The organism is Corallococcus macrosporus (assembly GCF_017302985.1).
Taxonomy (GTDB): Bacteria; Myxococcota; Myxococcia; order Myxococcales; family Myxococcaceae; genus Corallococcus; species Corallococcus macrosporus_A.
The window spans coordinates 435,639-460,795 of record NZ_JAFIMU010000002.1; the positions used below are offsets into that span (position 1 = coordinate 435,639).

The window sequence follows — 25,157 nt, forward strand, 5'->3', positions numbered from 1 at the left end:
TCAAGTGGACTTGCTTCTCACTGGCGCCACCGTCGTCACCATGAACCGCGACCGCGAGGTGCTGCCTCGCGCGGACGTGCTCGTGCAGGACGGGCGCATCGCGAAGGTGGGCCGGGGCCTGAAGGTGAAGGGCGCCCGCCGCGTCCTGGACCTCGCCGGGCAGGTGGTGATGCCCGGCCTCATCCACGGCCACCTGCACGCCTGCCAGACGCTCTTTCGCGGCCACGCGGACAAGCGCGAGCTGCTGGACTGGCTGAAGGAGCGCATCTGGCCCATGGAGGCGGCGCACGACGCGGCCTCCCTGCGCGCCAGCGCGGACCTCACCTTCGCGGAGCTCATCCGCTCCGGCTCCACGGCGGCGCTCGACATGGGCACCGTGCACCACTACGACGCCGTCTTCGAGTCCGCGCGCGACTGCGGCTACCGGCTCGTCGGTGGCAAGGCGATGATGGACTCCGGCGCGGAGGTGCCCGCCGGCCTGCGTGAGACGACGGCGGACTCGCTGTCGGAGAGCCTGGCGCTGATGGAGCGCTGGCACGGCACCCACGACAACCGCCTGCGCTACGCGTTCGCGCCGCGCTTCGCCCTGTCCTGCACGCCGGAGCTGCTGCGGGAGGTGGGCCGGCTGTCGCGGGAGAAGGGCGTGCGGATCCACTCGCACGCCAGCGAGAACCCGAAGGAGACGGAGGTCGTCCGTCAGGTGACGGGGCAGGACAACATCGCCTTCTTCCACGGGCTGGGGCTCACCGGGAACCACGTCACGCTGGCCCACTGCGTCTGGGTGGAGGGCGACGAGCAGCGGCTGTTGCGTGAGTCCGGCACGGTGGTGTGTCACTGCCCGGGCTCCAACCTGAAGCTCGCGTCGGGCTACGCGCGCATCCCGGAGCTCTTGAAGGACGGCATCCCCGTGGCGCTGGGGGCGGACGGCGCCCCGTGCAACAACACGCTGGATTTGTTCCACGAGATGCGGCTCGCGTCCGTGCTGCACAACCCGCGTGTGGGCCCGGTGGCGATGACGCCCATGCACGTCCTGGAGATGGCCACGCTGCACGGCGCGCGCGCCCTGGGCCTGGAGGACGAGGTGGGCTCCGTGGAAGTGGGCAAGCGCGCGGACCTCACGGTGGTGGACACGCGCGGCTTCCACTTCTGCCCGCTGCCGGAGGACGTGACGGGGCCGCTGGTGTACTCGGCGCGCTCCACGGACGTGTCGCACGTGCTCATCGACGGCAAGCTGGTGCTGCGCGAGGGCGAATTGACGACGCTGGACGCGAACGCGGTGCTGACCAACGCCCGCACGCAGGCCACGAAGCTCTTCGCCCGCGCGAAGCTGCAGGCCTCCTAGCGGCGCTGCCGGGCGGGCGTCGCGTCCGGGGCCGGCTGCGAGGCGCCCTGCGCGCGGGGCAGGCGCAGCACGAAGGACGTGGCCCAGCCCTCCGCGTCCTCCACCGCCAGCCGCCCGCCGTGGGCCTCCGCCGCCAGCCGGGAGAAGTACAGCCCCAGGCCGTAGCCCCGGCGGCCCTCCTTCTCGCGGCTGCCCTGCACGTACTTGTCGAAGAGGGACTCGCGCGCCTCCGGCGGGATGGCGATGCCGTCGTTGCGCACCGCCAGCCACTGCTGGCCTTCCGTCTCACCCGCCTCCAGGCGCACCCGTCCGCCGGACGGCGCGTAGCGGAGCGCGTTGGTGGCCAGGTTCTCCACCACGCGGATGAGCAGGCCCGCGTCGCCGACGAGCTGGAAGCCGGGCGGGCAGGACAGCTCCAGCCTGATTTTTCGCAGCCGGGCCGCGCCATCCAGCGAGCGGCGCACCTCGTCGAACAGCGGCGCCACCGGGAAGGGCTGCCTGCGCGGGGACAGCCGGCCCTGCTCCAGCCGGGGCACGTCCAGGAGGTCGCTGATCATCCGGTCCAGGCGCGCGGTGACGGCCAGGCCCGTGCGCACGGACTCCACCATGGGCGTGCCGATGGGCAGCTCCTGCTCCATCCACGACAGCGACAGCGTCACGGCGGACAGGGGCGAGCGCAGGTCGTGCACCAGGAACTGCATCAGCTGTTCTTGATGGGCCTGGAGCGCCTCCAGTTGGGCGTTGCGCGCGTGGGCCTCGGAGAGCATGCGCTCGATGGTGCGGTGGGCGTCCTCCACGTCGTGGGTGCGGCGCGCCTCCAGCTGCCGGGCCACCTCCGCGTGCGACAGGTCCATTGCCAGCTGCCGCAGCCGTCCGGTGCCGTAGTGGCTCACCGCCGCCACCAGCACCAGCGTCACCGCGGCCACGACCATGGCGCCCGGGCCCACGCCCGCCTGATGCATGAGGACGGCCTGGGTCAGCGACGCCAGGCCCGCCGTGCCGTAGACGAGCCAGGGCATCAGCTCCAGGCCGGACAGCGCCACCACCAGCGCGAACAGCCCCAGGCTGAAGCCCGCCACGCCCGCAGGGAAGGGCGACACGGGCAGGGCCAACTGCTGGAGGCCGAACACCAGCCCCACGTCCACCAGCGACTGTACGACGCCCAGCTGCTTCGTCAGCGGCTTGAAGCGCAGCGCGAACAGCAGCGCCACCACGCCGCCGTAGCAGAGCAGCAGCGGCGGGTAGTGGGCCCAGTCCCGGGCGCCCGTCAGCCACAGCCCCAGGCTGACGGCGAAGAACACGGCCGTGCCCACCAGCCGCACCGCCGCCCCGGCGCCCAGGACGCGCCGCCTCTGGGCGGCCACCACCCGTGCAAGCTCATTCTCGAAGGCGACGGGAGGAGTCGGGTCCATGCGACACTCTCGTTTTCCCCGCTTCCTCTCCGCCCGGCAAGTTCGTGGCCGCATCGTCTTTCACGACCCCGGGTGGACCCCTAAGGACACGGAGTGGCGGGTGGGGGCTGTCTGGAGGCCCTGGCGCCGGCCGGGCTGGCGGGCGGTGGGTTCAAGGGGGCAATCATCCGCCCGGGGCAGGCGTAGTCACGGTGACACGCGCCTTGCGGCCGGATGCTTGTGAGCGTCGGAGTTCGTGTAAGGTGGCTGGGATTACGCACAGGCGGAGGTGAGAGCCGACATGTGGCAGCGATTCAAGAGAGCGATGCGGAGCTTCGCGGGCTTCTTCGTCTCCTCCATCGAGGATCCGGAGTTGATTCTCGAGCAGAACATCCGTGACCTGAACGACCAGGTCCCCAAGATGAACGAGTCCATCGCCATGGTCCGGGCGAATGTGACGCTGCTCGAGAAGGAGAACATGAAGTACCAGCAGGACGTGCGGGAGCTGACCGCCAAGGTGAAGGCCGCCATCCAGGCGGGCCGAGACGACCTGGCCGGCACCTACGCGACCAAGCTGCAGGGTGAGAAGGAAGCCCTCGCGCGCAACCAGGCGCAGTTGGACATCGCGAAGCAGGCCTACGAGAAGGCCCTGAACGTCAAGAAGGCGTTCATGCGCGAGAAGGACCGCAAGACCCAGGAGGCGATGAACGCCGTCCGGGACGCCCGGCGCGCCAAGTGGCAGGCGAAGGTCGCCGACACGATGGAGTCCTTCACCGTCGCGGGCGTGGACTCCACGCACGACGAGATGCTCCGCAAGGTCCAGGAGAAGACGGCCATCAACGAGGCGCGCATGCAGATGGCGCTGGAGTCGGTGGACCACCAGGCCGCGGCCATCGAGGAAGAGGCGGAGAAGATCCAGGGCGACGAGCTGGTCAAGCAGTTCAAGATGGAGATGGGCCTGCTGGACAGCCCCGCGCCGGTGTCGGACGTGGGCGCGGGTCCGGAAAAGACCATCGGCAAGAAGGTGGAGATCAAGTAGGTCTCCCCCCATGAAAGGGGCCGACGCACACGGATGAAGCTGCACCGCGGACCCGGCCTCTTTCTCTTCCTCGCGCTCTGTCTGCTGGGCGCGGGGTACGTCTTCGCCTCGCGGGCGGGTTACCTCGACCGCCTGCAGGCGCGCTTCTTTCCCTCCACCCGTGAGGCGGTGCGGCTGTCCCCGGGCGACTTCCCGGCGGGCGTCGCGGCCCCGGTGGCGGACGTGGCCTCCGTGCCACTGCGTCCCGTGCTCATCGGCTTCACCCCGCGTGGCTCGGCCTCCGCGCTGCTCGTGGCCACCGGCGGCGCCACCACGCTGGACAACCCCGCCACGCCCCCCGGCGCCGCGCAGGGGCTGCTCAAGACGGCGTACGCGCTGGATGCCCGCGCGGTGCTCTTCGCTCGCGAGGAGGAGCTGAAGCAGGCCCTGTCCGTGGGCGCGGAGAACGGCGGTGTGGACATGGCGGCCCTGTCGGTGGACCGGCTCGCGTCGTGGGCGCCCACCTTGAGGGACGCGGCGCCGCGCACGGTGCTGCTCGTGGGGCGCAGCCGGGGCCAGGAGGCCATGGCGGCGGTGGGCGTGCCGGACCTGGCCGGCCTGCGCGGCAAGCGGGTGGGCGTGTATCCGGGCGGCTCGTCGCACTACTTCGCCCTCTGGGTGCTGGCGCGCGCGGGGCTGCGCACCTCGGACGTGCGGTGGGTGGACCTGCCCTCCACGCTGGACGCGGGCCGCGCGCTCCGGGAGGGCCGGGCGGACGTGGTGGTGGGGCTGTGGGGCGACGTGGAGCTGGCGGCGAGAGACAGGGGCGGCAAGGTGCTGGCCACCACGGCGGACGCGCCGCACCTGCTGGCCACGGTGCTGGTGGCCCGGGGCGACTTCGCGGCGCGCTACCCGGACGCGGTGCGGCGGGTGCTGCGTGGACTTCTGGACGCGGGGCAGGGCGTGCTGAAGGACCCGGCGGCCGGGGCGCGGCTGTTGGGCGAGGTGGCGCCCTACCTGGGCGACCCCACGGAGGCCATCCGGAGCGCCCCGCCCGCCACGCTGGCGGACAATCGGGCCTTCTTCGGACTTTCCGGCGAGGCGCCGGTTACCTATGACGAGCTCTTCCAGAGCGCCGCGGCGCTCTTCCAGAAGCTCAAGCGTGGGACGGCGCCCCCACCCGCGGAGGACACGCGGGACCTGGGCGCGCTGAAGTACGTCTCCGAGGCGCGGGGGCCGTAGAGCGGCCCGAGAGGGAAGGGGAGTCGGACGTGGCGAAGACACCGAACTACATCAAGGCCGCGTTCCTCCTGCCGGCCAACCTGGTGGGGCTGACGACGGCGGCCATGTCCAGCGCCGTGACGCAGGAGCCGCTGCCCATGATGGTGGCGCTGGGCGTGGAGGGCGTCTACCTGGCCGTCCTGTCGTCCATGAAGCGCTTCCAGCGCGCCGTGCGGGCGCAGCAGCCGGACAACCCGGAGGCCGCGCGCGCGGCGGTGGACTCGCTGCTCGCGGACCTGGCGCCGTCGCAGCGCGACCACTACCAGCAGCTGGTGGGGCTGAAGGAAAAGATTCTGGCCAACTACCGCAAGCTGCCCGCCGGGCGCGTGCTGGCCGCGAGCAGCGAGCCCAAGCTGGACGCACTGCTCACGTCCTTCCTGCGGCTCATCTCCGCGCTCAACCAGTACCGCACGTACCTCAACGGCTCCGACCGCGAGCACCTGACCGCCGAGGTCACGGCGCTGGAGGCGGAGGTCGCCGAGGAGCCCAACCCGCGCCTCAAGGACGTGAAGGGCAAGCGCGTGGAGATTTTGCGCAAGCGCCTGATGCGCTTCGACCAGGCGGGCGAGAGCCGCGAGGTGGTGAGCCACCAGCTGGCCGGCATCGAGGACCTGCTGCGGCTGACGCACGAGCAGTCCATCGCCATCCGGGACCCGGAGAGCGTCAACCGGCAGCTGGACGTGCTCTCCGCGGAGACGGAGGCCACGGACGAGACGGTGCGCCAGATGGAGCGCTTCCTCGACTTCACCGAGGAGACGTCCGCGCCCCTGCCGCACGGCGGCACCCGCGTGCGGTAGGGCAGGCACCTGTTCACCGTGGCACCTTGCGGGCGTAGCGAGGGCCCGGGATGGCGCACGAATAGATTGACTCTCCGCCGAAGGCATCCTGTCCTGACGCCCATGCTCCGCCGCGTTGGGTTCCTCCCGTTGGTCCTGCTGTTGGTCGTGTTCGCCGGCTGCTCGCGCTGCGGGAAGGAGGCGGCGGGGCCGGCGGATTCGCCCCGGGGCGTGTCGCGCTACCTGCCGCGCACCGCGCAGGCGGCCGTCGTCATCGACGACCTGGGCACGCTGGGCGAGAAGCTCGCGCGCTTCCAGAACCTCAAGGTCGCTTCGTTCGTCGCGCAGCTTCAGAACTTCCCTTCCGCGGAGCGCTACGTGTCCGCGGTGATGCGGCAGGTGGGCGTGGACCTGCGCAGCAGGAAGGCGCTGGAGGACGCGGGCATCGACCCGAAGCGCGGCGCGGGCGCGGCCTTCCTCGGCGGCACGCAGGCGGTGTCCGTCATCGGCGTGAAGGACGCGGACAAGCTGAAGGCGACCTTCGCCACCTTCGCCCGCTCGCGCCTGGGCGCGACGGAGGAGAAGGACACGAAGGTGGATGCCGGGCGGCTCGTCACGTTCAACCGTCCGGGCTCCACGGAGCCGCTGCTGGGCATGCTCTTCCTCAAGCACGACCTGGTGCTCCTGTCCGCGGGCGCGTCGGTGGCGCGGCTGACGGAGCTGGCGGCGCTGCCGGAGGAGCAGTCCCTGGCGAAGGAGCCGGTGCTGGAGGCGTCCCTCAAGCGACTCTCCGGCGACCGCGACTTCCACGTGTGGCTGCCGGGTGGCTCGGGCCTGTTGCCCGCGGGCACGGTGCAGGGCCTCACCTTCACGGGCCACATCGAGGAGCGCGCGGTGACGCTGCGCGCGGACGCGCCGTGGCCGGACACGCAGGCATCGCTCGCGGCGCTGGAGCCCAAGGGCGGTGAGGCGCTCGCGGGCTGGCTGCCGCAGGACAGCTTCCTGGTCGCGCGCTACCGGGGTGACCCCGCGCAGCTCGACGGCGTGTGGCCGTACCTGGCCGGCTCTCAGGTGACGCGCGCGGTGCAGAACGCGGGCTTCGACGTGAAGGCGGAGGTGCTGGACAACCTCAAGCCGGGCATGGTGTTCGCGCTGTCGCTGTCGCCCACCGTCAACCTGTCCTCGGGCATGCCGGACCTGGACCTGCGGCGGACGAACCCGTTCCGCTTCATCAACCTGGTGGCGCTCGCGGAGGTGAAGGACGTGGCGAAGGGGCAGGCCACGCTGGACAAGGTCCCCGGATTCGCGGGCGGCTTCGGCGCGAAGGTGGAGCCCACGGACATGAATGGCCAGAAGGCCTACCTCACGTCGTACCGCGCGGGCGAGGGTGCGCACTTCGCGCTGTCGAAGGACGGCAAGCTGGTGCTCGCGGGCCCCCGGGCGCGCCTGGAGTCGACGCTGGCCTCGCTCGCGCAGCCGGCCGGTGCGGGCCCCGTGTCGGAGGACCTGAAGGCGGTGGGCAAGGACGCCGCGCTGGTGGTGCTCCTGGACCTGCGCCGGCTGTCGGACGCCGTGAAGGCGCTGCCGTCCGCCGCGTGGGGCATTGGCGGCTTCGCCATCAAGGCCACCACGGTGCGCTGGCTGGACGCCACGGACGACCTGCGCGCGGTGACGCTGGCCCTGTCGCGCAAGGACAAGGCGCTGCAGGCGGAGGTGTCCCTGCGGCTGACGCCGGCGCCCGCTGGCTCCACGACGACCACCACCCCGGCCACGCCTTGATCCGCGCGCGCGACGTCGTGAAGGAGTACGAGGACGGCGAGGGCTCGCGCGTGCGCGTGCTCGACGGCGTGTCGCTGGACGTGGAGGCCGGGGACTTCGTCGCGGTGGTGGGCGCGTCCGGCAGCGGCAAGTCCACGCTCCTGCACCTGCTGGGCGGCCTGGACGTGCACTACCAGGGGCAGGTGGAGGTGGGCGGCGTGAAGCTCACCGGCCTGCGCGACCGGGAGCTGGCGCGCTTCCGCAACACGCACGTGGGCTTCGTCTTCCAGTCCTTCCACCTCATCCCCAACCTGTCCGCGCTGGAGAACGTGCTCCTGCCGTCGCACTTCGGTCCGGCCACGGCGGACGGGCGCAAGCGCGCGAGCCAGTTGCTGGAGCGCGTGGGGCTGGGCGCCAAGCAGGACCGCGCGCCGGTGCGCCTGTCCGGTGGCGAGCGCCAGCGCGTGGCCATTGCCCGCGCCCTCTTCGGCGGCCCGAAGCTGCTCCTGTGTGACGAGCCCACGGGCAACCTGGACGCGGCCACGGGCGCGGGCGTCATCCAGCTCTTCCAGGAGCTGCACAAGGAAGGGCTCACCGTGCTGACGGTCACCCACGAGGAGCGCATGAGCGCGGTGGCGCGGCGGGTGCTGCGGCTCAAGGACGCGCGGCTGGTGGAGGAGACCTCCGCGCCCGCGCCGCTGGCCTCGCGAGGTGCCCCGTGAGGTTCGACGCGCTGTCACGACTGGTGAGGTTGTCCCTCGCGCGCGAGCGCAAGGGCGCGTTCTTCTCCGCCTTCGGCGTGGCCATGGGCGTGGGCGCGCTGGTGTTCTTCGTGGGCCTGGGGCTGGGCGTCGGGCGCGTCATCCGCGAGCGCATCTTCCCCACGGACTCGCGGCTGGTGGACGTGGTGCCCCCGGCGGTGTCGCTGGGCCTGCTGGGCGGCGGCAAGCTGGACACGGCCGCGGTGGAGCGGCTGGCGGCGCTGCCCGGCGTGGAGACGACGTACCGGAAGATGAACGTCCGCGTGCCGGCGGTGACGCGCTACGACGGCGTCTTCTTCGGCTCGCGCCTGCGCATGGGCATGGAGGTCCTCGCGGTGGGCGTGGACCCCGGCCTGGTGCAGAAGGACGTGGGGCTCGCGGAGGCGAAGGACTTCAAGGACCCCGGAGAGGGCAAGGCCATCCCCGCGCTCATCTCCACGCGCCTGCTGGAGCTGTACAACAAGACGTTCGCGCCCGCGCGCAAGCTGCCGCAGCTGTCCGCGGAGATGCTCATCGGCTTCGGCTTCCCGGTGGAGTTCAACCGCTCCTACGTGGCGGCCACGTCCGGCGGGCCCACCACCACGCAGCAGGCGCAGGTGGTGGGCGCGTCCGACCGGGCCATGCTCGCGGGCATCACCATCCCGCTGGACACCGCCGTGCGCATCAACCGCGCTTCGGGCGCGGACGCGGACAGCTACTCCGGCGTCACGCTGGTGGCGGCGGATCCGTCCCGCGTCCCGGAGCTGGTGGAGGCGGTGAAGGGGATGGGCTTCGAAATCGATGATCAGGAGCGCCGGCTGGCGGAGAACGCGGGCGCGGCGGTGGCGCTCACCACGTCCGCGCTGGCGCTGCTCTCCATCCTCATCTGCGTGCTGGCCGCGGTGAACATCGCGCACGCCATGTCCTCGTCCGTGCGGGCGCGCGCGAAGGAGATTGGCGTGATGCAGGCGGTGGGGGCTTCACGCGCGGACGTGCGCGCCATCGTGCTGGCGGAGGCCGGCGTGGTGGGCATGCTGGGCGGCGCGGCGGGGACGGCGGCGGCGCTGCTCCTGGCCTTCCTCGTGGACCGGCTCGCGAAGGGCTACCTGCCCAACTTCCCCTTCAAGCCGGAGAGCTTCTTCTCCTTCCCGGTGGCGGTGGTGCTGGGAGGCGTGCTCCTGGGGCTCGTGGCCGCGCTCGCGGGGGCCTACTTCCCCAGCCGCCGCGCCGCCGCCACGGATCCGGCGAGGACGCTGGCGGGATGAGCCGCCCTTCGTACAAGACGCTGCTGGCCAACGTCGGGTGCGTGGTGGCGCTGGGTTGGATCTACGGGGGCGACCTCGCGGATGCCCTGCGCGCCCGGACCGCGGAGGTCTCCGCGCTCATGGCGCCGCCGTCCGTCGTGCGCACCAGCGTCGTGCTGGGGCTCACCGGGGTGGCGCTGGCCGTGTTCCTCGCGGGGCTGCTCCGCAAGAAGCCCGAGGGCTTCAAGGGCTACCGGCTCCTGCCCATCCTGCTCGTGGTCGCGCTCTTCACGGACCTGGTGCTGGCGGAGGGGCGGACGCCGCTGGACTCGCCGGAGCTGGGCGCGGTGGCGCTGCGGCGCTTCCAGTCCGAGGCGCAGAAGCTGGCCACGGTGGAGGCCGTGCCCTCTCGGGCGCAGGTGCTCCAGCCGCTCGTGGACGCGCTGGGCGCGCCGCCCTACCTGGAGCGCGGCGTGCCGGTGCCGGCCTACACACTCCAGGTGCGCACCGGCTGCGAGGGCCCGGTCCGTGACGCTCCCGGAACGCGTCCCGGCACGCTGCTCTACTGCGTCGCCGGGGACGGCAGGCAGGCGTGGGTGACGCTGGTCGGGCTGCCCGCCGAGGTGCGCTTTGGTGCGCCGGCCGTGCTCTCCGTGCGGGGCGAGCCACGCTCCGCCGCCGTGCACGCCCAGGTCCCAGAGGAGAATGACGCCGTGCCGGGCATCGACCTGGAGATCCCCACGGTGGTGGATGGGGGCGCTGAAGCATCCCCCGCGCCCTGAGTCAGGGCTGCCTGGAGAGCAAGCGGGCGGAAATAGGTCCGCGTGCGCGGTTGACCCTTCGGAGCCGCGATCGATAGGCTCCCTGCAAGGACTCGACCCCCACTCAAAGTGACGACCTCTCAACCGAAGCGGCAACCCATCCCGTTCGGGAAGTATCTCCTCCTGGACCGCGTCAACATCGGCGGCATGGCGGAGGTCTGGCGCGGCAAACAGTTCGGCGCCAGTGGCTTCGAGCGGCTCGTCGCCATCAAGCGCATCCTGCCGAACATCGCCGAGGATGAAGAATTCATCTCGATGTTCATCGATGAGGCGAAGATCAGCGTCCAGCTGACCCACGCCAACATCGCGCAGATCTACGAGCTGGGGCAGATCGCCAGCAGCTACTTCATCTCGATGGAGTACATCCCCGGCAAGGACATGCGGGCCATCTTCGACCGCTGCCGGAAGAAGGGTGAGCCCGCGCCCGTGCCGCTCGTCGCCTTCTGCGTGGCGAAGATGTGCGAGGGCCTGGACTACGCCCACCGCAAGAAGGACGGGATGGGGCGCGACCTCAACATCGTCCACCGCGACATCTCGCCGCAGAACGTGCTCGTGTCCTTCGAGGGCGAGGTCAAGGTCATCGACTTCGGCATCGCGAAGGCGGCGGGCAAGGCGACCAAGACGCAGGCCGGCATCCTCAAGGGCAAGTTCGGCTACATGAGCCCGGAGCAGATCCGCGGCCTGCCCCTGGACCGCCGCTCGGACGTGTTCGCCATCGGCGTGTGCCTCTACGAGATGCTCACCGGTGAGCGCCTCTTCGTGGGCGACAGCGACTTCTCCGTGCTGGAGAAGGTGCGCAAGGCGGAGGTGCCTTCGCCGTCCACGTACAACCGGCGCATCCCGGAGGCGCTGGAGCGCATCGTCCTCAAGTCGCTCGCGAAGGACGTGGAGGAGCGCTACCAGTACGCCAGCGAGCTGGGCGACGACCTTCAGCGCTTCCTGCTGACGAACGACTCCATCTTCGGCCGCAAGGACCTCATGCAGTACATGAAGTCCACGTTCGCCGAAGAGGTCGAGCGCGAGAAGCAGCGCCTGGCCGAGTACGCGGACATCCGCGCGCCGGACGGCATGCTGGCGGCCATCGAGGCGGGCTTCAGCGGCCCGTCCCCGGTGCCCACGCAGAGCATGACCAACATCCCGGCGGTGGCGCCCTCCGCGCCCGCCGTGGAGCCCGTCTCCGCGCCGCCGCCGCGCGCCTCCAACTCCGGCGGCAACAACGCGGCGGGGCAGGGTGCCCGCCGCTCGCCCACGCTCGCCGCGCTGCCCAAGCTGACCGCCGCGCCCGCCGCGCCCTCGCCCAAGGAGGACGAGGAGCTGGCGACGCAGATGGTGGACCGCGACGCCGTCTTCAACGACGCGCCGGAGCCCACCACCCAGCCGGGCGCCGCCATTGGCCGCGCCGTCACGCCGCTGGAGTCCCCGGCCGCGCCCGCGGACGCGGATGACGGCGAGGACGTGTCGGGCCGCACCGCCGTCATCCCGCCGCCCTCGTCGCTGCCCCAGATTCCCTCCGCGTCCCCGCGGACCAGCGCCCCGGTGCTGACCGCCGCGCCGCCGCGCCCGTCGCTCACCAACGTGCCCACGTTGATGGCCCACGACGCGCCCGCGCCGCGCAGCACGCCCAACCGGGGCAACGACAGCCAGCTGCCGCGCATCGTCCGGCCGGACTCTCCGCCGGAGCCGATGCCGCCCCCGCCGCGCCCGCCCGCGCCCCCCGTCCTGGGTGGCTCGAACGCGCCGCGTCCGCCCGCGGGTCGCGAGCCGCCCGCGAAGGACACCCGCGCGAAGAACGCGCCCGAGGAGGGCGGTGCCCGGGGCCTGGGCCTCAAGGGCATGGACAAGCGCCTGCTCTACAGCGTCGTCGCGGTGGCGTCGCTGTTCATGCTGGTGGGCGTGGCCCTGGTCTTCTCTCCGAGCAAGGCCGCGCAGGGCTACGTGATGGTGGAGCTCAAGACGCCGGACGCGAAGGACCGCGCCATGGTGTCCATCAACGCGGGCCCTCCGGAGAAGTTCCCGTCCAACGGCTTCATCCTGAAGCAGTTGCCGGTGGGCAACGTGCTGGTGGTGGTGACCGCGGACGGCTACGACGCCTTCAACAAGTCCGTCATGGTGTCCGAGGGCGCCAACGCCACGCAGGTGCCGGTGCAGCTCAAGCAGCAGTCGCGCTCGGTGCTCGTGGTCTTCAAGACCCAGCCGGATGACGCCGAGGTGAAGATCGACGGCCAGGTGGCCCGCAAGCAGGGCGTCCGCGATCAGGTGCTGCGCGACTTCTCCCTCAGCGAGGACAACCCGCTGGTGGAGGTCTCCGCTCCGGGCTACGGGACGTTCATCAAGAAGCTGACCGTGAACAACAACGGCCTGGACGTGGTGGCGAACCTGGAGCGCTCGCCGGTGGACGTGCGCGTCGAGTCCACGCCCGAGGGCGCGGCCGTCTTCCTGGGCAACAAGGACCTGGGCGTCGTCACCCCGGTGAACGTCCGGGTGCCGTGGGGCACGCGCGAGCTGACGCTGAAGGCGAAATGCCACGCGGACGCGGACGTATCCGTGGGGACGCCGACGCCGGCGGGTTCCACGGTCAAGGTGGAAGCAGCCCTGAAGAAGCAGGCGCGCTGCCGCGATTAGCGGCACCGCGGCCCTGACACTTAAGGTAGGCCTGGGGGTCCTCCCCCCGGATGTCCCTGGGGGGAGCGACGCCGGAGGGATGTCCGTGACAAAGGTGCGCAAGGTGAACAAGGCGGATCCGCTGGCGGATCTGCCCCGGTGGGCGCAGCAGCTGGCGCGCAAGTACTACACGAAGACCGTCAGCACCTTCCTGCTGTATGGGGCCGTGCGGGACCTGCAGCCCCTGCAACTGGAAGACGGCGGCCGCGGCTTCGGGACGCTCAAGACGTTCCTGTCGGAGGAGCTGTTCGGCGGGCGCGACCACGTCCTCTTCTACGACCGCTCGTCGGGCATCCGCTCCGCGACGCCGGAGACGCAGAAGGACCTGGCGCGGGCTATGACGGGTTACGACGCCATGTACGGCACGGACTTCTCCAAGGTCCTGCCGCGCGATCCGGGCCGCGCGCTCCAAATCCTGGAGAACTTCCTGCGCATGCGCCTGAGCGAGGGCCGCTCCATGGCGCTCATCATCGACTACGCGGAGACGCTGGTCCCCGGCGGGGAGATGAGCCACCTGTCCGCGGAGGACCGCTTCGTCGTGGCCACACTGGACAAGTGGGCGCACGACCCGCAGTTCCTGGCGGGCGACGTGTCGGTGGTGCTGCTGGCGGAGAACCTGTCGGACGTGTCGCCGCGCATCAGCCGCAACCCGTACGTGGCGCCCATCGAGCTGCCGCTGCCCACGGAGGAGGAGCGCCTGGAGTACGTGCGCTCCAAGCTGGAGGGAAAGAAGCTCCAGACGGTGTCCGAGGTCCCGCTGGCGGGCCTGGCGAAGATGACCGCCGGCCTGTCCCGCATCAACCTGGACCGCGTGCTCACGGAGGCGCTGGAGCGGGAGGTGCGCATCACTCCGGAGCTGCTCAAGGAGAAGAAGAAGGAGCTCATCCAGGCGGAGTGCCACGGCCTCTTGGAGTTCATCGAGCCGGCGCACACGCTGGACGCGGTGGCCGGGCACGCGCCCGCCAAGCAGATGCTGCGTCAGGCGGCGTCCGCGCTGAAGAAGGGCCGCATCGAGGTCATGCCCATGGGGTACCTGGTCAGCGGCCCGGTGGGCACGGGCAAGACGTTCATGGTGAGCTGCTTCGCCGGTGAGATTGGCATCCCGGTGGTGAAGTTCCTGAACTTCCGCAGCCAGTGGCAGGGCGTGACGGAGTCCAACCTGGAGAAGATCTTCAACCTGCTGAAGGCCCTGTGGCCGGTGGCGGTGATGGTCGACGAGGCGGACACCTTCCTCGGCAACCGCGACTCCGGCGGGGACTCGGGCACGAGCAGCCGCATCTTCGGCTCCATCGCGTCCTTCATGGGCAACACGCAGTACCGCGGCAAGATTGTCTGGTTCCTGCTGACGGCGCGCCCGGACCTGCTGCCCATCGACCTGAAGCGCCAGGGCCGCGCGGAGGAGCACCTCGCGCTCTTCTATCCGCAGACGGACGAGGAGCGGAACGAGCTGTTCCAGGCGATGAGCAAGAAGACCGGCGTGTCGGTGGAGGGCGTGGACTCCTTCGCCGCGCTCATCCCCGGCGGCGTGCGCGCCTTCAGCGGCGCGGACATCGAAGCGGTGATGGTGCGCTCGAAGTTCCGCGCGCTGGCGGAGGGGCGCGACCAGGTGACGAAGGACGACCTGGCCGCGGTGCTGGCGGACTTCGTGCCGCCCAGCTACCCGCTGGAGATTGAAATGCAGAACCTGGTGGCGGTGCAGGAATGCACCAGCCGGGCGCTCCTGCCGGAGAACTTCCGCAAGCTGGACCGGGACTACATCAGCAAGCGCGTGCGCGAGCTGAAGATGCTCCTGGAAGAGCAGTAGTCAGCCGGTGGTGACGGGGACGCCCAGGTGCGGGTCCTGGAGCGTCTCCACCACCGCGATGCGGTCGCCCGCGGCGAGCGCGTCATGCAGCACGAGGATGTCCTCGTTCGCGTGACGGATGCAGCCGTGGGACACGTCGCCCCCGAGCAGGGCGGGGGCGCTGGTGCCGTGCAGCTCCTCGCCGCTGCGGTGGCCATCCGCCCAGGAGAGGTCCAGCAGCCGCGCGCCGAACACGTGCCGGTCGTTCCACAGCCGCGCGCCCGCGTCCTCGGTGGCCACCTGATCCAGCTTCGCCCTGACGAGCTTCAGGCCCGCGTGCGTGGGCGTGGTGGCGGTGCCCACGGCGTTGGGGAAGATGTCGACGAGCTGGCCCGCCGGGTCGAAGAGGAACGTGCGGTGCTCGCGCAGGGCGATGACCACGCGCACCGGCTGGCCCGCGTAGAAGGGGGAGGGCAGGGCGCGGGCCTGTCCGCGTGAGCCCGGAGCCGGGGCCAGCGCCTCCAGGGCCCGCAGCGTGGCGGCATCGAGCACGCCGCTGGAGCGCAGGCCCGCATGCACCTGGAAGTTGCGGAGCGCTCGGGCCGTGTCCGGTCCATAGCGCCCGTCCGCGCCGCCATAGAGCGCGAACCCCATGTCCAGGAGCGCGCCCTGCACCGCGCGAAGCCCGTCCCCTTTCGCTCCGGTGCCCAGCACCGTCACCCCGGACGCCACGTCCGCGAGCTGCGGCGAACCGGCGAAGCGCGGATGCTCCAGCGCGGTCGCGGGCAGCCGCGTGGGGAGCGCCGGTTCCACCTTCGGTGCCGGGCCACTGAAGCGCGTGAGCGAGTTGGCCTCGGACGCCGTCCTGTCCCCCGGACGCTCCGCTCCACGGGGCAGGACGGACAGGAGCGACGCGGAGTCGCGCGCGTCGGTCGGTTCACGGAGGAGAAGCGGGGACTCTCGAAGCAGTGCGGATGCGAGCATGGCGCCGGGGACTGCAAGGCCCCGGCCGCCGCATCACCCCGTCACGGCGCGCTCAGCGACAGCAGCTTGCCGGTGGGGACCGTGCGGTGGTCCTTGATGTGGTTCCACTTCATGATGTCCTGGACGGACACGTTGTAGCGCTGCGACACCGACCAGAGCGTCTCGCCCTCGGCCAGCGTGTGCACCTTTGCGCCCTTGGGGCCCACGGGCGCCTGTCCCGCCACGGCGTTGGCCACCACGATGGTGCCGCCGCGCTCCTCCACCTTCGCGGGCGCCGCGCCCTTCGCGTCCGGCGGCCATACCGCGAGCAGCGTGCCCAGCGACAGCGTGCGGTTGCGCTTGGGCAGGTTGTTCCACTTCTTCAGGTCGTCCACCGACACCTGGAAGCGGTTGGCGATGAGCCACAGGCTGTCGCCCTCCTGCACGCCGTAGGTGATGCGCGTCTTGCCATCCACCTTCTCCGTCTTCACCGGACCGGCGGCCACCGGACCCCGGGGCGTGCCCGCGGGAATCTCGTCCTCCGGCCGCGTCGCCACCATGCCGCTGCGCCGCGCCTGCGCCACCTTCGTCGCGATGGCGCCACCCGCGTCACCGCTGCCACCCCGGCCGTTGGCCGGCACCGGAATCACCAGCTCCGCGCGCACCTTCAGCACCCGCGCGCTCTTCAGCCGGTTCATCTGGAGGATGGCCTCCGGCGCCGTGCCGTACTTCTGGGCAATCTGCGACAGCGTGTCGCCGCGCTTCACCGTGTGCACCCGGAACGTCAGCCGCTCCGCGGGCGACAGCTTCTGGAGGTTCTCCGCGAACCGCGTCGTCGTGCCGCGCGGCAGCTTCAGGACGTACGGCTTCGCGGCCGTCGCCGGGGGCGTGCACCAGCGCCGCAGCTCCGGGTTCAGCTCCTGCACGTCCGTCACGCTCACCCCGGCCGCGCGCGCCACCACGTCCAGGTCCGTGGCGTCCGTGAGCTTCACCTCGTCGTACTCGAGCGTGGACTCGTACTGGAACTCCTCCTCGGAGAAGCCGAACGCGGTGGGGTTCTTCGCCACCAGCGCCGCGGCGATGAGCTTGGGCACGTAGTGCTTCGTCTCCTTCGCCAGGCCTGGCTCCTCCGCCAGCACCCAGAAGTCGTTCGTCCCGTAGCGCGTCACCATCTTGCGCACCCGGTACGAGCCCGTGTTGTAGCCCGCCCACGCCAGGTACCAGTGGCCCAGCTCGCCGTAGAGGTCCTTCAGGTACGCCGCCGCCGCGTGCGTGGCCTTGATGGGGTCACGCCGCTCGTCCACCCAGAAGTCCTGCTTGAGGCCGTACTGCTTGCCCGTGCTGGAGATGAACTGCCACGGCCCGGCCGCGTGCGCCCACGAGTACGCGTTCGCGGAGAAGCCGCTCTCGATCATCGCCAGGTACACCGTGTCCCGGGGCAGGCCCTTGGACTCCAGGATGGGCTGCATCACCGGCAGGTAGCGCGTGGAGCGCGCCATCCACTTGCGGAACCACTTGCGGCCGGGGCCCTGGAAGAACTGGATGTACTCGGCCACCCGCGGCTGCATGTCCACCGGGATGTCGTAGCGGTCCTTCACCTGCGAAATGTCGAAGCTCGCCAGGTCCGTGATGCGCGCCAGCGGCGGGGCGGTGTCGTCCTCGCGGAAGGTGGGCTCCTCCAGCGCGTCCAACATTCGGAGCCGCAACGGGTTCGTCAGGCCCAGCCGCCGCAGCGACTGCATCATCTCCGCGTTCGGCTTCGCCTCCGGGTCCAGCGTCGCGCCCTCCAGCGCGCGCAGCTCCTCCAGCTCGGCGGACTCGTTCTCCACCTCTTCCGTCTCCTCGCCTTCCTCGATGGGAGAGGGCGGCGTGGCCAGATTGCCGTCCGCCGTCAGAAGGGAGGCTTCCTTGGAGGGCACCGCATGCACGCCGGGCGGCGGCACCGGTGACGGCGCCACGCCCTGCGACGAGGGAACCGAGGCCAGGGCTAGCAGGAGCAGAGAGAGCGGCATGGGAACGCCAGGCGAGGTCGCCCAGAAGCAGGCGAAGGCCGCAGTATTCGCCAGCTTTCTTGACAGTCAAACAACAAGTCGCGCGGTATGCCCCCGGGAAGGACCCCAAGTAGGAGCAGGCGACCCTATTTCGACGGGGGCTCTCCTGCCTGCCCGCTCTTCCCCGTTCCGCCATGGCCGGGACCGAGGATGCGAGGCAGGTAGGTGGCGAAGTCGAAGTGCGGAGAGTTCTCCGTGTTGTGGCAGGTGACGCAGACGGCCTGTCCCGGCTTGCCCACGATGGTGGCCGGGCTCGGCGCGTCGACGTGTTTGGAGCCGGGACCGTGGCAGCTCTCGCAGCCCACGTCCTCGCGCCCCGCGACCTTGTCCAGCCGGCACACGCCGCCGGGCTTCTGCCAGCCGGTGACGTGACAGCCGATGCAGTTGAGGTGGTGCTGTTTGCCCACCTCTTCCAGCGTCTCCCACGCGTGGTGGTGCTTGGTGCCTTCCCACACGGCGGTCGCGTCCGGGTGGCAGTCCGCGCACACCGCGCTGCCGACGAAGCCCGCCTTGCCCTTTTCGGGCAGCGGGCAGTCCTGGCCGTGCGCCTTCGCCCACGCGAGGTTCAGCTGGCCCACGTCCGCGTCGTACGCCTTCACCAGCGCCTGCGTGTCCGGCGCGGTGGGCAGGTTCGACTCCAGCGGCAGGAAGCGCAGCCCGAAGCCGTTGACGTCGGCGGCGGGCGCGGGCGGCGCGGTGAGCAGGCCCTGCTTGCGCGCGGACAGCTCGTCGCGCTTGCCCTGCTTCAGCGCCTTGAGCTTCGGGTCGATGCCGGGCAGGGCGATCTCCTTGTCCAGGAGCGCCATGCGCTGCTCCAGCGCCGTCACCTCGCGCTCCACGTCCCCCTGCGAGCGCTGGAGTGAGAAGGGCCCCTTCGCCTGGGCGTACGTCAGGTCCACGCGCAACAGCGAGCGCCCCTTGCTCTGCAGCGCCACCACCGGCACGTCGGCGCGCACCAGCCGGTTCTCCTCCGCGGAGAACTCCCCGGCGCTGTGCGTGGCCACCACCAGGTTCGCGGCCAGGCCCGGCAGCGCGGCGGCGGCCTGCGCGGCCTCCAGCGGCTGATCCAAAAGGCCCACGACGAAGTCCGCGCCCTGCTCGCGCGCCTGCTGGCTGGCCTTCACCAGCGCTTCACCGGATGCCGCCGCGACGACGCCCACCTTGCGAGCCCCCGCGTCCAGCACCTTCACGCCGCCGGAAGGAACCTCCGGCAATCCCAGCCCCTGGCGGAACGCCGCGCCGCGCGTGTCGTCCAATTCGCCCGTGGCGCGCGCCGCGATGCCCATGGTGCGGAACGCGTCCGCCAGAGCCTTCGCCTTGCGCTCCTCCTGTGGCACCTGATCCGCCTTGAGGTGCGGCTCCCCGAAGAGGCTGTTGCCTCCGTCGATGTAGAGCACGGGCTGGCCGCCCTTGCGCGCCTGCTGCACCTGGAACGCCGCCCGGCCAATGCCGCCGCGCATGTTCTCACTGCAGCCGCAGGGGCCCAGGTAGCCACGCGTGTCGGCGGAGAGGAACAGCACCGCGCCCGGAGGCGCGGCGGTGGCGGTGGGGGAGGGGGCCTGCTGCTCGGAGGGGCTGCCCTCGGGAGGGCGCGCTTCCTGGCGTCTGCAACCAGCGAGGAGCGCGCTCACGAGCACCGCGAGGACGGCCGCGCGCATGGCCATCACCAGAGGATGCTCTGCACCAGTTCGTCGATCTTCTCGCCCATCGCCTCCAGGCCGTTCACCTTGGAGAGCGAGCCGTCCGCGCCCACCTGCTCGGCGAGCTTCGACAGCTCGTCGTCCGGCAGGCTGGAGAACAACACGATGGGGATGTCCTGCGTGTTGTACTCGTTCTTCAGCGTGCGACAGATGTCCGTGCCCTTGGCCTCGGGCATGTGGATGTCCGTGAGGATGAGGTCCGGCCGCCAGCTCTGAAGCGTTTTCTCAAACTCCATGAGCGTGGAGGTGGCCACGACCTCATAGCCCCGCGCCTCCAGGACGGCCTTCTCCATGGCGAGGGTGATCTCGCTGTCGTCAATGAGGAGGATTCTTCGCTTCTCTTCGGACACGGCGACCTTCCTTGGGGGTCGGTTCTAGCCCACCACCCAGCGGCGCACCAATGCTTTCCCGTGTCGCGTTCCGACAGGGCTTTTCTGTTTTCAACCCCGGGCTTCCTGGCCGCCCTGCGGGCGCGGAAGCACCCACCGTCTTTCCCGGACAAGCGACCGCACACGGAGTATGGAGGCGCCCATGAAGCGCCATGCCTCCCGGGTCCTGGTGGCCCTCCTTCTCCTGGGGTGCGTCCTCGGTGGCCTCCCCGCCCTCGCCCTGAACGGAGGACTGGGGGAGGTCCCCCAGGACCTCGACCGCACGTCGCCGCGCGCCGCCGCGCAGGGCTTCCTGGACGCGGTGCATCGCGGGGAGTACGCCCGCGCCGCCCACTACCTCTACCTGGACCACCTGCCGGCCGCCGAGCAGCCCGCGCAGGGCGCCCAGCTGGCCCGGAAGCTGAAGTTCGTCCTGGACCGCAAGCTGTCCGTGGACACGTCCATCCTGCCGAAGACGCCCGAGGGCGAGTCCGCCAGCTCGCGCTTCGTGTCGCTGGGGGGCATCCCGCTCAAGGGCGACACCATCCCCATCCGGCTGCAGCGCATCAGCGTGGACGGCACGCCCACCTGGGTGCTGGCGGAGTCCACGGTGAAGATGGTGGACCCGCTCTTCGAGGAGTACGGCCCGCTGCTGACCGAGACGCTCCCGTCCGTCTTCTTCGACCGCACGGTGCTGGGGCTGGAGCTGTGGCAGTGGCTGGGACTCGCGGTGACCCTGCTGAGCGCGTGGATCCTCTCGTACCTCATTGAGAAGCTGCTCCTGGCCGCCGCGCTGCGGGTGGCGCGCTGGACGCGCATCTCCTGGGACGACCAGCTGGTCAACGCGGGCCGGGGTCCGCTGCGGCTGCCCTTCTTCGCCATCCTGCTGGCGCTGGGCACCTCGTTCCTGCTCCTGCCTCCCAAGCTGAAGCTGCTGAGCGACCGGGTGAGCTACTCGCTCATCATCATCGCGGTGGCGTGGTTCATCCTGCGCTTCCTCCGCGTGTCGGAGGCCTACGTCCAGAGCCGCGTCACCTCCGAGACCGGCAGCCACCCCCGCGCCCGTTCCCTGCGCACGCAGCTGGCCGTGCTGCGCGCCGTGTTCGAGGTCGCCACCTACGTCATCGCCGCCGCGTTGCTGCTCATGCAGTTCGAGGTCGTCCGCAACGTCGGCGTGTCGCTGCTCGCCTCCGCCGGTATCGCCGGCCTCGCCGTCGGTCTCGCCGCGCAGAAGTCGCTCGCCACGCTGCTCGCCGGCATCCAGCTGTCCATCACCCAGCCCGTCAGCATCGGCGACAACGTGCTGGTGGAGGGCGAGTTCGGCACGGTGGAGGAGATCACCCTCACCTATGTCGTGCTGCGCATCTGGGACCAGCGGCGCATGGTCATCCCCATCCAGCAGTTCCTGGACAAGCCGTTCCAGAACTGGAGCAAGGGCTCTCCGGAGATGATGGGCACCGTCATCCTCCAGGTGGACTACATGGCGGACATCGACGCGCTGCGCGCGGAGCTGGACCGCATCCTCATGAATGAGGGCAAGGCGCTCTGGGATGGCCGGGTGAAGACGCTGGTCGTCTTCGACGTGATGGACAAGACGCTCACCCTGCGTGCGCTGGTGAGCGCGGCGGACTCCGGCAAGCTGGGCGACCTGCGCTTCCTGGTGCGCGAGCGGCTGGTGCTCTTCATCCGCGCCCGGCCCCAGTGGCTGCCCACGGTGCGCAGCGAGTCCCGTGCCGCCGTGGCCCCCGCCTCCCGGGACACCCAGGACGCCGCCCAGGGCGCTCCGGAGCCGAGGGCCTGAAGGCAGGAGGGCGCCCGGGAAAACAGGCGCTTGCACGGACGCTCGCGGCGCGATGAATATGGCGCGCGCCGCGACGTATGACGCGCGTAAGAGCAGTCGCACCCACGCTGGGGAGTTCAATCAGATGAAGCGTCCTGTCACCTTGTGCGGAGCCCTGGCGCTCCTGGCCGTCGCCGCGCCGCTCACCGCGAGCGCCCAGGAGCAGGGCCGCACCGACGGGCCCGAGGAGTCGGAGTACGGCAAGGGCGGCTACGGCGACAACCGCCGGGGCGTGTCGCTCCAGTTCGACTGGGGCGCGGCCATCAACTCCCAGGAGAACCCCCCGGGCGCGCCGGAAGGCCCGCCGCTGTTCGTGGGCGCCACCGTGTCCCTCTGGGGAGATGACTGGTACCGCCTGGACGTCAGCGGCGCGTACGTCTTCGACGGCGGGCGCTTCATCGGAAACGTGGGCCCCACCTTCCGCAGCTGGGGCTGGCCCGTGGCCTTCACCCTCGGCCTCAAGGCGGGCGCCATCGTCATCCCGGAGGGCGAGGGCCTCCGCTTCGCCCTGTCGCCGCAGGTGGGCGCGGAGCTCTACCTGGACCGCCGCGACCGCGTGCTCATGGGCCTGCACTACTCGCCGGACATCCCCATCGGGGGAGGGGGAGTCACGAACCGGTTGTTCATGAACGTCGGATACCGGTTCTAAAGGACCGCCATGATCGCTCAACTGCTCGCAGCCGCTGTCGCGTTGACCACGGCCCAGGCGCCCCGCGCCGCGGCGCCGTCCGTGTCACTGCCGTTCCCGTCCGGGGACGTGCAGACCTACAACATCATCCAGTGGGACCCGAACCAGCTGCCGCGCATCTATGAGCGCTCGGACCAGCTCCCGCTCACCGACGAGGAGCTGACCAAGCTGTCGCAGGCCGGCTTCGAGCCCGCACAGCTGGTGAAGATGATCGAAGAGCGCCGCTGCGCCTGCGACGCGAGCGCGGACGGCCTCATCCGCCTGAAGAAGGCGGGCGTGGACAAGACGGTGCTGGCGGCGGTGTCGCGCCACGGCCTGGCGCCCAACCGGCAGCTGGACATCCTGGTGACGCTGGACTTCACCGGCGAGAGCCGCACCGCGCGCGAGGCCTTCCTCTACTTCTTCGTGGACGACGGGGACATCACCCGCGTCTTCTCCGCGAACCTCCCGGAGCTGCTGCAGCGCCGCAACACCCACGAAACCATGGTGGACCGCAGCGACATCATGGTGGCGCGCACGGTGCGCCGCATCCAGCTCGCGGGCCATGTGCCGCTCAAGACGTACGGCGCGCACCGCGTGATGGTGGCCGCCAGCGCCAGCCCCACGCTCACGCACCCCTCGCAGCTCACCCCGCAGGAGCGCGCGAAGGCGCAGACGTACACCTTCGACTATCCGCGCGCCTCGCTGCAGAGCCTCTGCCGGCTGACGGCCGGCTACCGCCGCGACGCGGTGCTTGCCTACAAGTGGAACTTCGAAGGCAGCCGCTTCGAATGCGAATGGAACTAGGAGTCGACCCGACCATGAACACCCGCCGCCTGTTGCTCTCCGCCCTCGTCGCCGTGTCGCTCGCCGGCTGCGGAGGCCCCCGCGCCTTCACGCGCGGTACCTACGAGGACCCCAACACCATCGAGATGCTGGGGGACCGCTTCAACGAGAACGACCTGCAGCTCATCGCGAAGAAGATGGCCGAGTCGCTCGCCAGCTCCCCGCGCTTCGCCCAGGCGACGCCGCAGGGCCAGCCGCTGCCCATCGTCCTCGTGGGCAAGCTGCGCAACAGCACCAGTGAGCACATCGACATGCGCTCGCTGGGGGACAAGATCCAGACGGCGCTCGCGCAGACGGGCCGCTTCGCGCTGGTGGACCAGCAGGCGCGCCAGGACATCGCGGAGGAGTACGAGTACCAGCAGTCCGGCTACGTGAACCCGAACGCCGCCAAGGCCCCGGGCCAGCAGGCGTCGGTGGACTTCCTGATGACGGGCGACCTCGCGTCCATCATCCAGGAGGTCGGCCGCGACAAGCTCGTCTATTACAAGATGACGGCGAAGCTGAACGACGTGCGCACCGGCACCATCGCCTGGACGGACGAGAAGCAGATCCGCAAGAAGTTCGAGAAGCAGGGCGTGAGCTGGTAGCCGTCCGCCGTGTCCAACCTCCTCGACATCGCAACCCAGGCCCCGCGTGTCTCCGCTTCTCCGGCGGCACGTTGGGGCCTGCTGTTCGTCGTTGCCATGAGCGCCCTGGGCTTCGGCACCGGCTGCGCCAGCGACTACGTGGCGCGCACGGCCTCCGCGCGCTCCGCCTACCAGTCCTCCGACTATCCGCGCGCCCTGCGTGAGCTGGAGGGCGAGCAGAAGGAGGCCCCCGAGCGCGACCAGCTCCTGCTCCTGCTGGACAAGGGCATGGTGCTGCACGCGGCCGGGCAGTGGGAGGAGAGCACGAAGGCGCTGGGCCAGGCGGACGAGCTTGTCTCCCAGCTGGACATCACCTCCGTGAGTGAAGAGGCGGGGGTGCTGCTCAGCAACGAGCGGCGCCGCGCCTACCGGGGCGAGGACTTCGAGAAGCTGATGATCTCCGTCCTCCAGGCGCTCAACTACACGGAGCTGGGCCGGGACGAGGACGCGCTCGTGGAGGTCCGCCGCGTCAACGAGCGCATCGAGAAGATGATCATCGAGGAGAAGAAGCCGTACGAACAGCTCGCCATCGCCCGCTACCTGGGCGGCGTGCTGTACGAGGACCAGCATGAGTGGGACTCGGCCTTCATCGACTACATGAAGGCGTACGAGCTGGAGCCCCGGCTGGGCGGACTGGCGGAGCCGCTGCTGCGGCTGGCGAAGAAGACCGGCCGCGATGACGCGTACGCGACCCTGTCCCAGAAGTTCGCGGACGTGGCGCACGACCCGCTGGGCCCCGGCGACGGGCAGCTCGTCGTGGTGGTGGAGGCGGGCCTGTCGCCGCAGAAGGAGCGCGCGTCCCGGGACTACGGCGACTCCGGCGACCTGATTGAAGTGCCCGTGTACCGGGACCGCGGCGGCACACCGCCGGTGCGCGTGTCGGTGGATAGCAAGTCGGAGCGGGCGGTGACGGTGACGTCGCTGGCGCGCGTGGCCCAGGTGCACCTGAACGACCGCATCGGCCGCATGCTGGCGAAGCAGCTCGCGGGCGCGGTGGCCAAGGCGGGCGTGGCCGCGGGCGTGGGCGCGCTGACGAAGAGCAAGGAACTGGGGCTGCTCGCGTTCCTGGTGCTCAACGCGGGCAACCAGGCCGACCTGCGCTCCTGGCTCTCACTGCCCGCGGAGTTCCAGGTGGCGCGCTTCCGGCTTCCTCCGGGAAAACACACCGTCCAGGTGGATGCCCCGGGCCGGCCCACCACGCACCAGGTGGAGGTGAAGCCGGGGCGGGTGGAGGTGCTCGTGGTGCGAAGTTACTGACGGCGTCGTTTTGGGAGTAGGGTG

General features: G+C 70.7%; 20 protein-coding genes. 15 read left to right on the plus strand and 5 right to left on the minus strand.

The window, feature by feature from the left end; genetic code table 11:
* Positions 1-4: 4 nt before the first annotated feature.
* A complete protein-coding gene (locus JYK02_RS02185) occupies positions 5-1,342 on the plus strand; it encodes a 5'-deoxyadenosine deaminase (RefSeq protein WP_207048186.1) in 1,338 nt (445 codons plus the stop codon).
* Here the strand turns inward: JYK02_RS02185 and JYK02_RS02190 are convergent.
* The gene (locus JYK02_RS02190) at positions 1,339-2,754 is read right to left on the minus strand and encodes a sensor histidine kinase (RefSeq protein WP_207048187.1); all 1,416 of its coding nucleotides are present in this window, start codon (positions 2,752-2,754) and stop codon (positions 1,339-1,341) included. The genes JYK02_RS02185 and JYK02_RS02190 overlap by 4 nt on opposite strands.
* Before the next feature lie 280 nt (positions 2,755-3,034).
* On the opposite strand from JYK02_RS02190, the gene JYK02_RS02195 reads away from it, so the two are divergent.
* The 9 genes from JYK02_RS02195 (at position 3,035) to JYK02_RS02235 (ending at position 14,836) form a co-directional block, all read left to right on the plus strand.
* Positions 3,035-3,772, plus strand: a complete 738-nt coding sequence (locus tag JYK02_RS02195; protein ID WP_207048188.1) for a PspA/IM30 family protein — start codon at positions 3,035-3,037, stop codon at positions 3,770-3,772.
* Positions 3,773-3,805: 33 nt separating this feature from the next.
* Positions 3,806-4,993 (plus strand): ABC transporter substrate-binding protein, encoded by a 1,188-nt coding sequence (locus JYK02_RS02200; RefSeq protein ID WP_207048189.1) that lies wholly within the window; start codon positions 3,806-3,808, stop codon positions 4,991-4,993.
* Positions 4,994-5,022: 29 nt separating this feature from the next.
* Positions 5,023-5,829 (plus strand): hypothetical protein, encoded by an 807-nt coding sequence (locus JYK02_RS02205; RefSeq protein WP_207048190.1) that lies wholly within the window; start codon positions 5,023-5,025, stop codon positions 5,827-5,829.
* A gap of 102 nt (positions 5,830-5,931) precedes the next feature.
* Entirely contained in the window at positions 5,932-7,587 is a 1,656-nt protein-coding gene (locus JYK02_RS02210; protein WP_207048191.1) for a hypothetical protein, read from the plus strand.
* Positions 7,584-8,288 (plus strand): ABC transporter ATP-binding protein, encoded by a 705-nt coding sequence (locus JYK02_RS02215; RefSeq protein ID WP_207048192.1) that lies wholly within the window; start codon positions 7,584-7,586, stop codon positions 8,286-8,288. The genes JYK02_RS02210 and JYK02_RS02215 overlap by 4 nt, the downstream gene beginning before the upstream one ends.
* Positions 8,285-9,571: an FtsX-like permease family protein gene (locus JYK02_RS02220; protein WP_207048193.1), complete on the plus strand. Its 1,287-nt coding sequence runs from the start codon at positions 8,285-8,287 to the stop codon at positions 9,569-9,571. The genes JYK02_RS02215 and JYK02_RS02220 overlap by 4 nt, the downstream gene beginning before the upstream one ends.
* Positions 9,568-10,332: a hypothetical protein gene (locus JYK02_RS02225; protein ID WP_207048194.1), complete on the plus strand. Its 765-nt coding sequence runs from the start codon at positions 9,568-9,570 to the stop codon at positions 10,330-10,332. Before JYK02_RS02220 ends, JYK02_RS02225 begins: the two co-directional genes overlap by 4 nt.
* A gap of 108 nt (positions 10,333-10,440) precedes the next feature.
* Positions 10,441-12,993 carry a protein kinase domain-containing protein gene (locus JYK02_RS02230; protein WP_207048195.1) on the plus strand — a complete coding sequence of 851 codons (2,553 nt, stop codon included), beginning with the start codon at positions 10,441-10,443 and terminating at the stop codon, positions 12,991-12,993.
* Between the two features lie 85 nt (positions 12,994-13,078).
* Positions 13,079-14,836, plus strand: a complete 1,758-nt coding sequence (locus tag JYK02_RS02235; protein WP_207048659.1) for an AAA family ATPase — start codon at positions 13,079-13,081, stop codon at positions 14,834-14,836.
* Here the strand turns inward: JYK02_RS02235 and JYK02_RS02240 are convergent, their stop codons facing one another.
* The 4 genes from JYK02_RS02240 to JYK02_RS02255 form a co-directional block, all read right to left on the minus strand.
* Positions 14,837-15,799 carry a L,D-transpeptidase family protein gene (locus JYK02_RS02240; RefSeq protein ID WP_242588293.1) on the minus strand — a complete coding sequence of 321 codons (963 nt, stop codon included), beginning with the start codon at positions 15,797-15,799 and terminating at the stop codon, positions 14,837-14,839.
* Positions 15,800-15,840: 41 nt separating this feature from the next.
* Positions 15,841-17,790, minus strand: coding sequence for a LysM peptidoglycan-binding domain-containing protein (locus JYK02_RS02245; protein ID WP_207048196.1), 1,950 nt, complete (start codon positions 17,788-17,790; stop codon positions 15,841-15,843).
* A 125-nt stretch (positions 17,791-17,915) separates the two neighbouring features.
* On the minus strand, positions 17,916-19,493 hold the full coding sequence (locus tag JYK02_RS02250) for a multiheme c-type cytochrome (protein WP_431603462.1): 1,578 nt from the start codon (positions 19,491-19,493) through the stop codon (positions 17,916-17,918).
* Entirely contained in the window at positions 19,493-19,879 is a 387-nt protein-coding gene (locus tag JYK02_RS02255) for a response regulator (RefSeq protein WP_014398957.1), read from the minus strand. Before JYK02_RS02255 ends, JYK02_RS02250 begins: the two co-directional genes overlap by 1 nt.
* A 181-nt stretch (positions 19,880-20,060) precedes the next feature.
* Here JYK02_RS02255 and JYK02_RS02260 point away from each other — a divergent pair, with 181 nt between their 5' ends.
* The 5 genes from JYK02_RS02260 to JYK02_RS02280 all read left to right on the plus strand — a co-directional run bounded on the left by JYK02_RS02260 (position 20,061) and on the right by JYK02_RS02280 (position 25,133).
* The gene (locus JYK02_RS02260; protein WP_207048198.1) at positions 20,061-21,698 is read left to right on the plus strand and encodes a mechanosensitive ion channel family protein; all 1,638 of its coding nucleotides are present in this window, start codon (positions 20,061-20,063) and stop codon (positions 21,696-21,698) included.
* A gap of 124 nt (positions 21,699-21,822) precedes the next feature.
* Positions 21,823-22,386 carry a hypothetical protein gene (locus JYK02_RS02265; RefSeq protein WP_207048199.1) on the plus strand — a complete coding sequence of 188 codons (564 nt, stop codon included), beginning with the start codon at positions 21,823-21,825 and terminating at the stop codon, positions 22,384-22,386.
* 9 nt (positions 22,387-22,395) lie between these two features.
* Positions 22,396-23,211, plus strand: a complete 816-nt coding sequence (locus tag JYK02_RS02270) for a hypothetical protein (RefSeq protein ID WP_120559522.1) — start codon at positions 22,396-22,398, stop codon at positions 23,209-23,211.
* A 14-nt stretch (positions 23,212-23,225) separates the two neighbouring features.
* Complete coding sequence (lpoB, locus tag JYK02_RS02275; RefSeq protein WP_207048200.1) at positions 23,226-23,837, plus strand: penicillin-binding protein activator LpoB; 612 nt, start codon at positions 23,226-23,228, stop codon at positions 23,835-23,837.
* Between the two features lie 9 nt (positions 23,838-23,846).
* Positions 23,847-25,133 (plus strand): hypothetical protein, encoded by a 1,287-nt coding sequence (locus tag JYK02_RS02280; protein ID WP_207048201.1) that lies wholly within the window; start codon positions 23,847-23,849, stop codon positions 25,131-25,133.
* Positions 25,134-25,157: the final 24 nt, after the last annotated feature.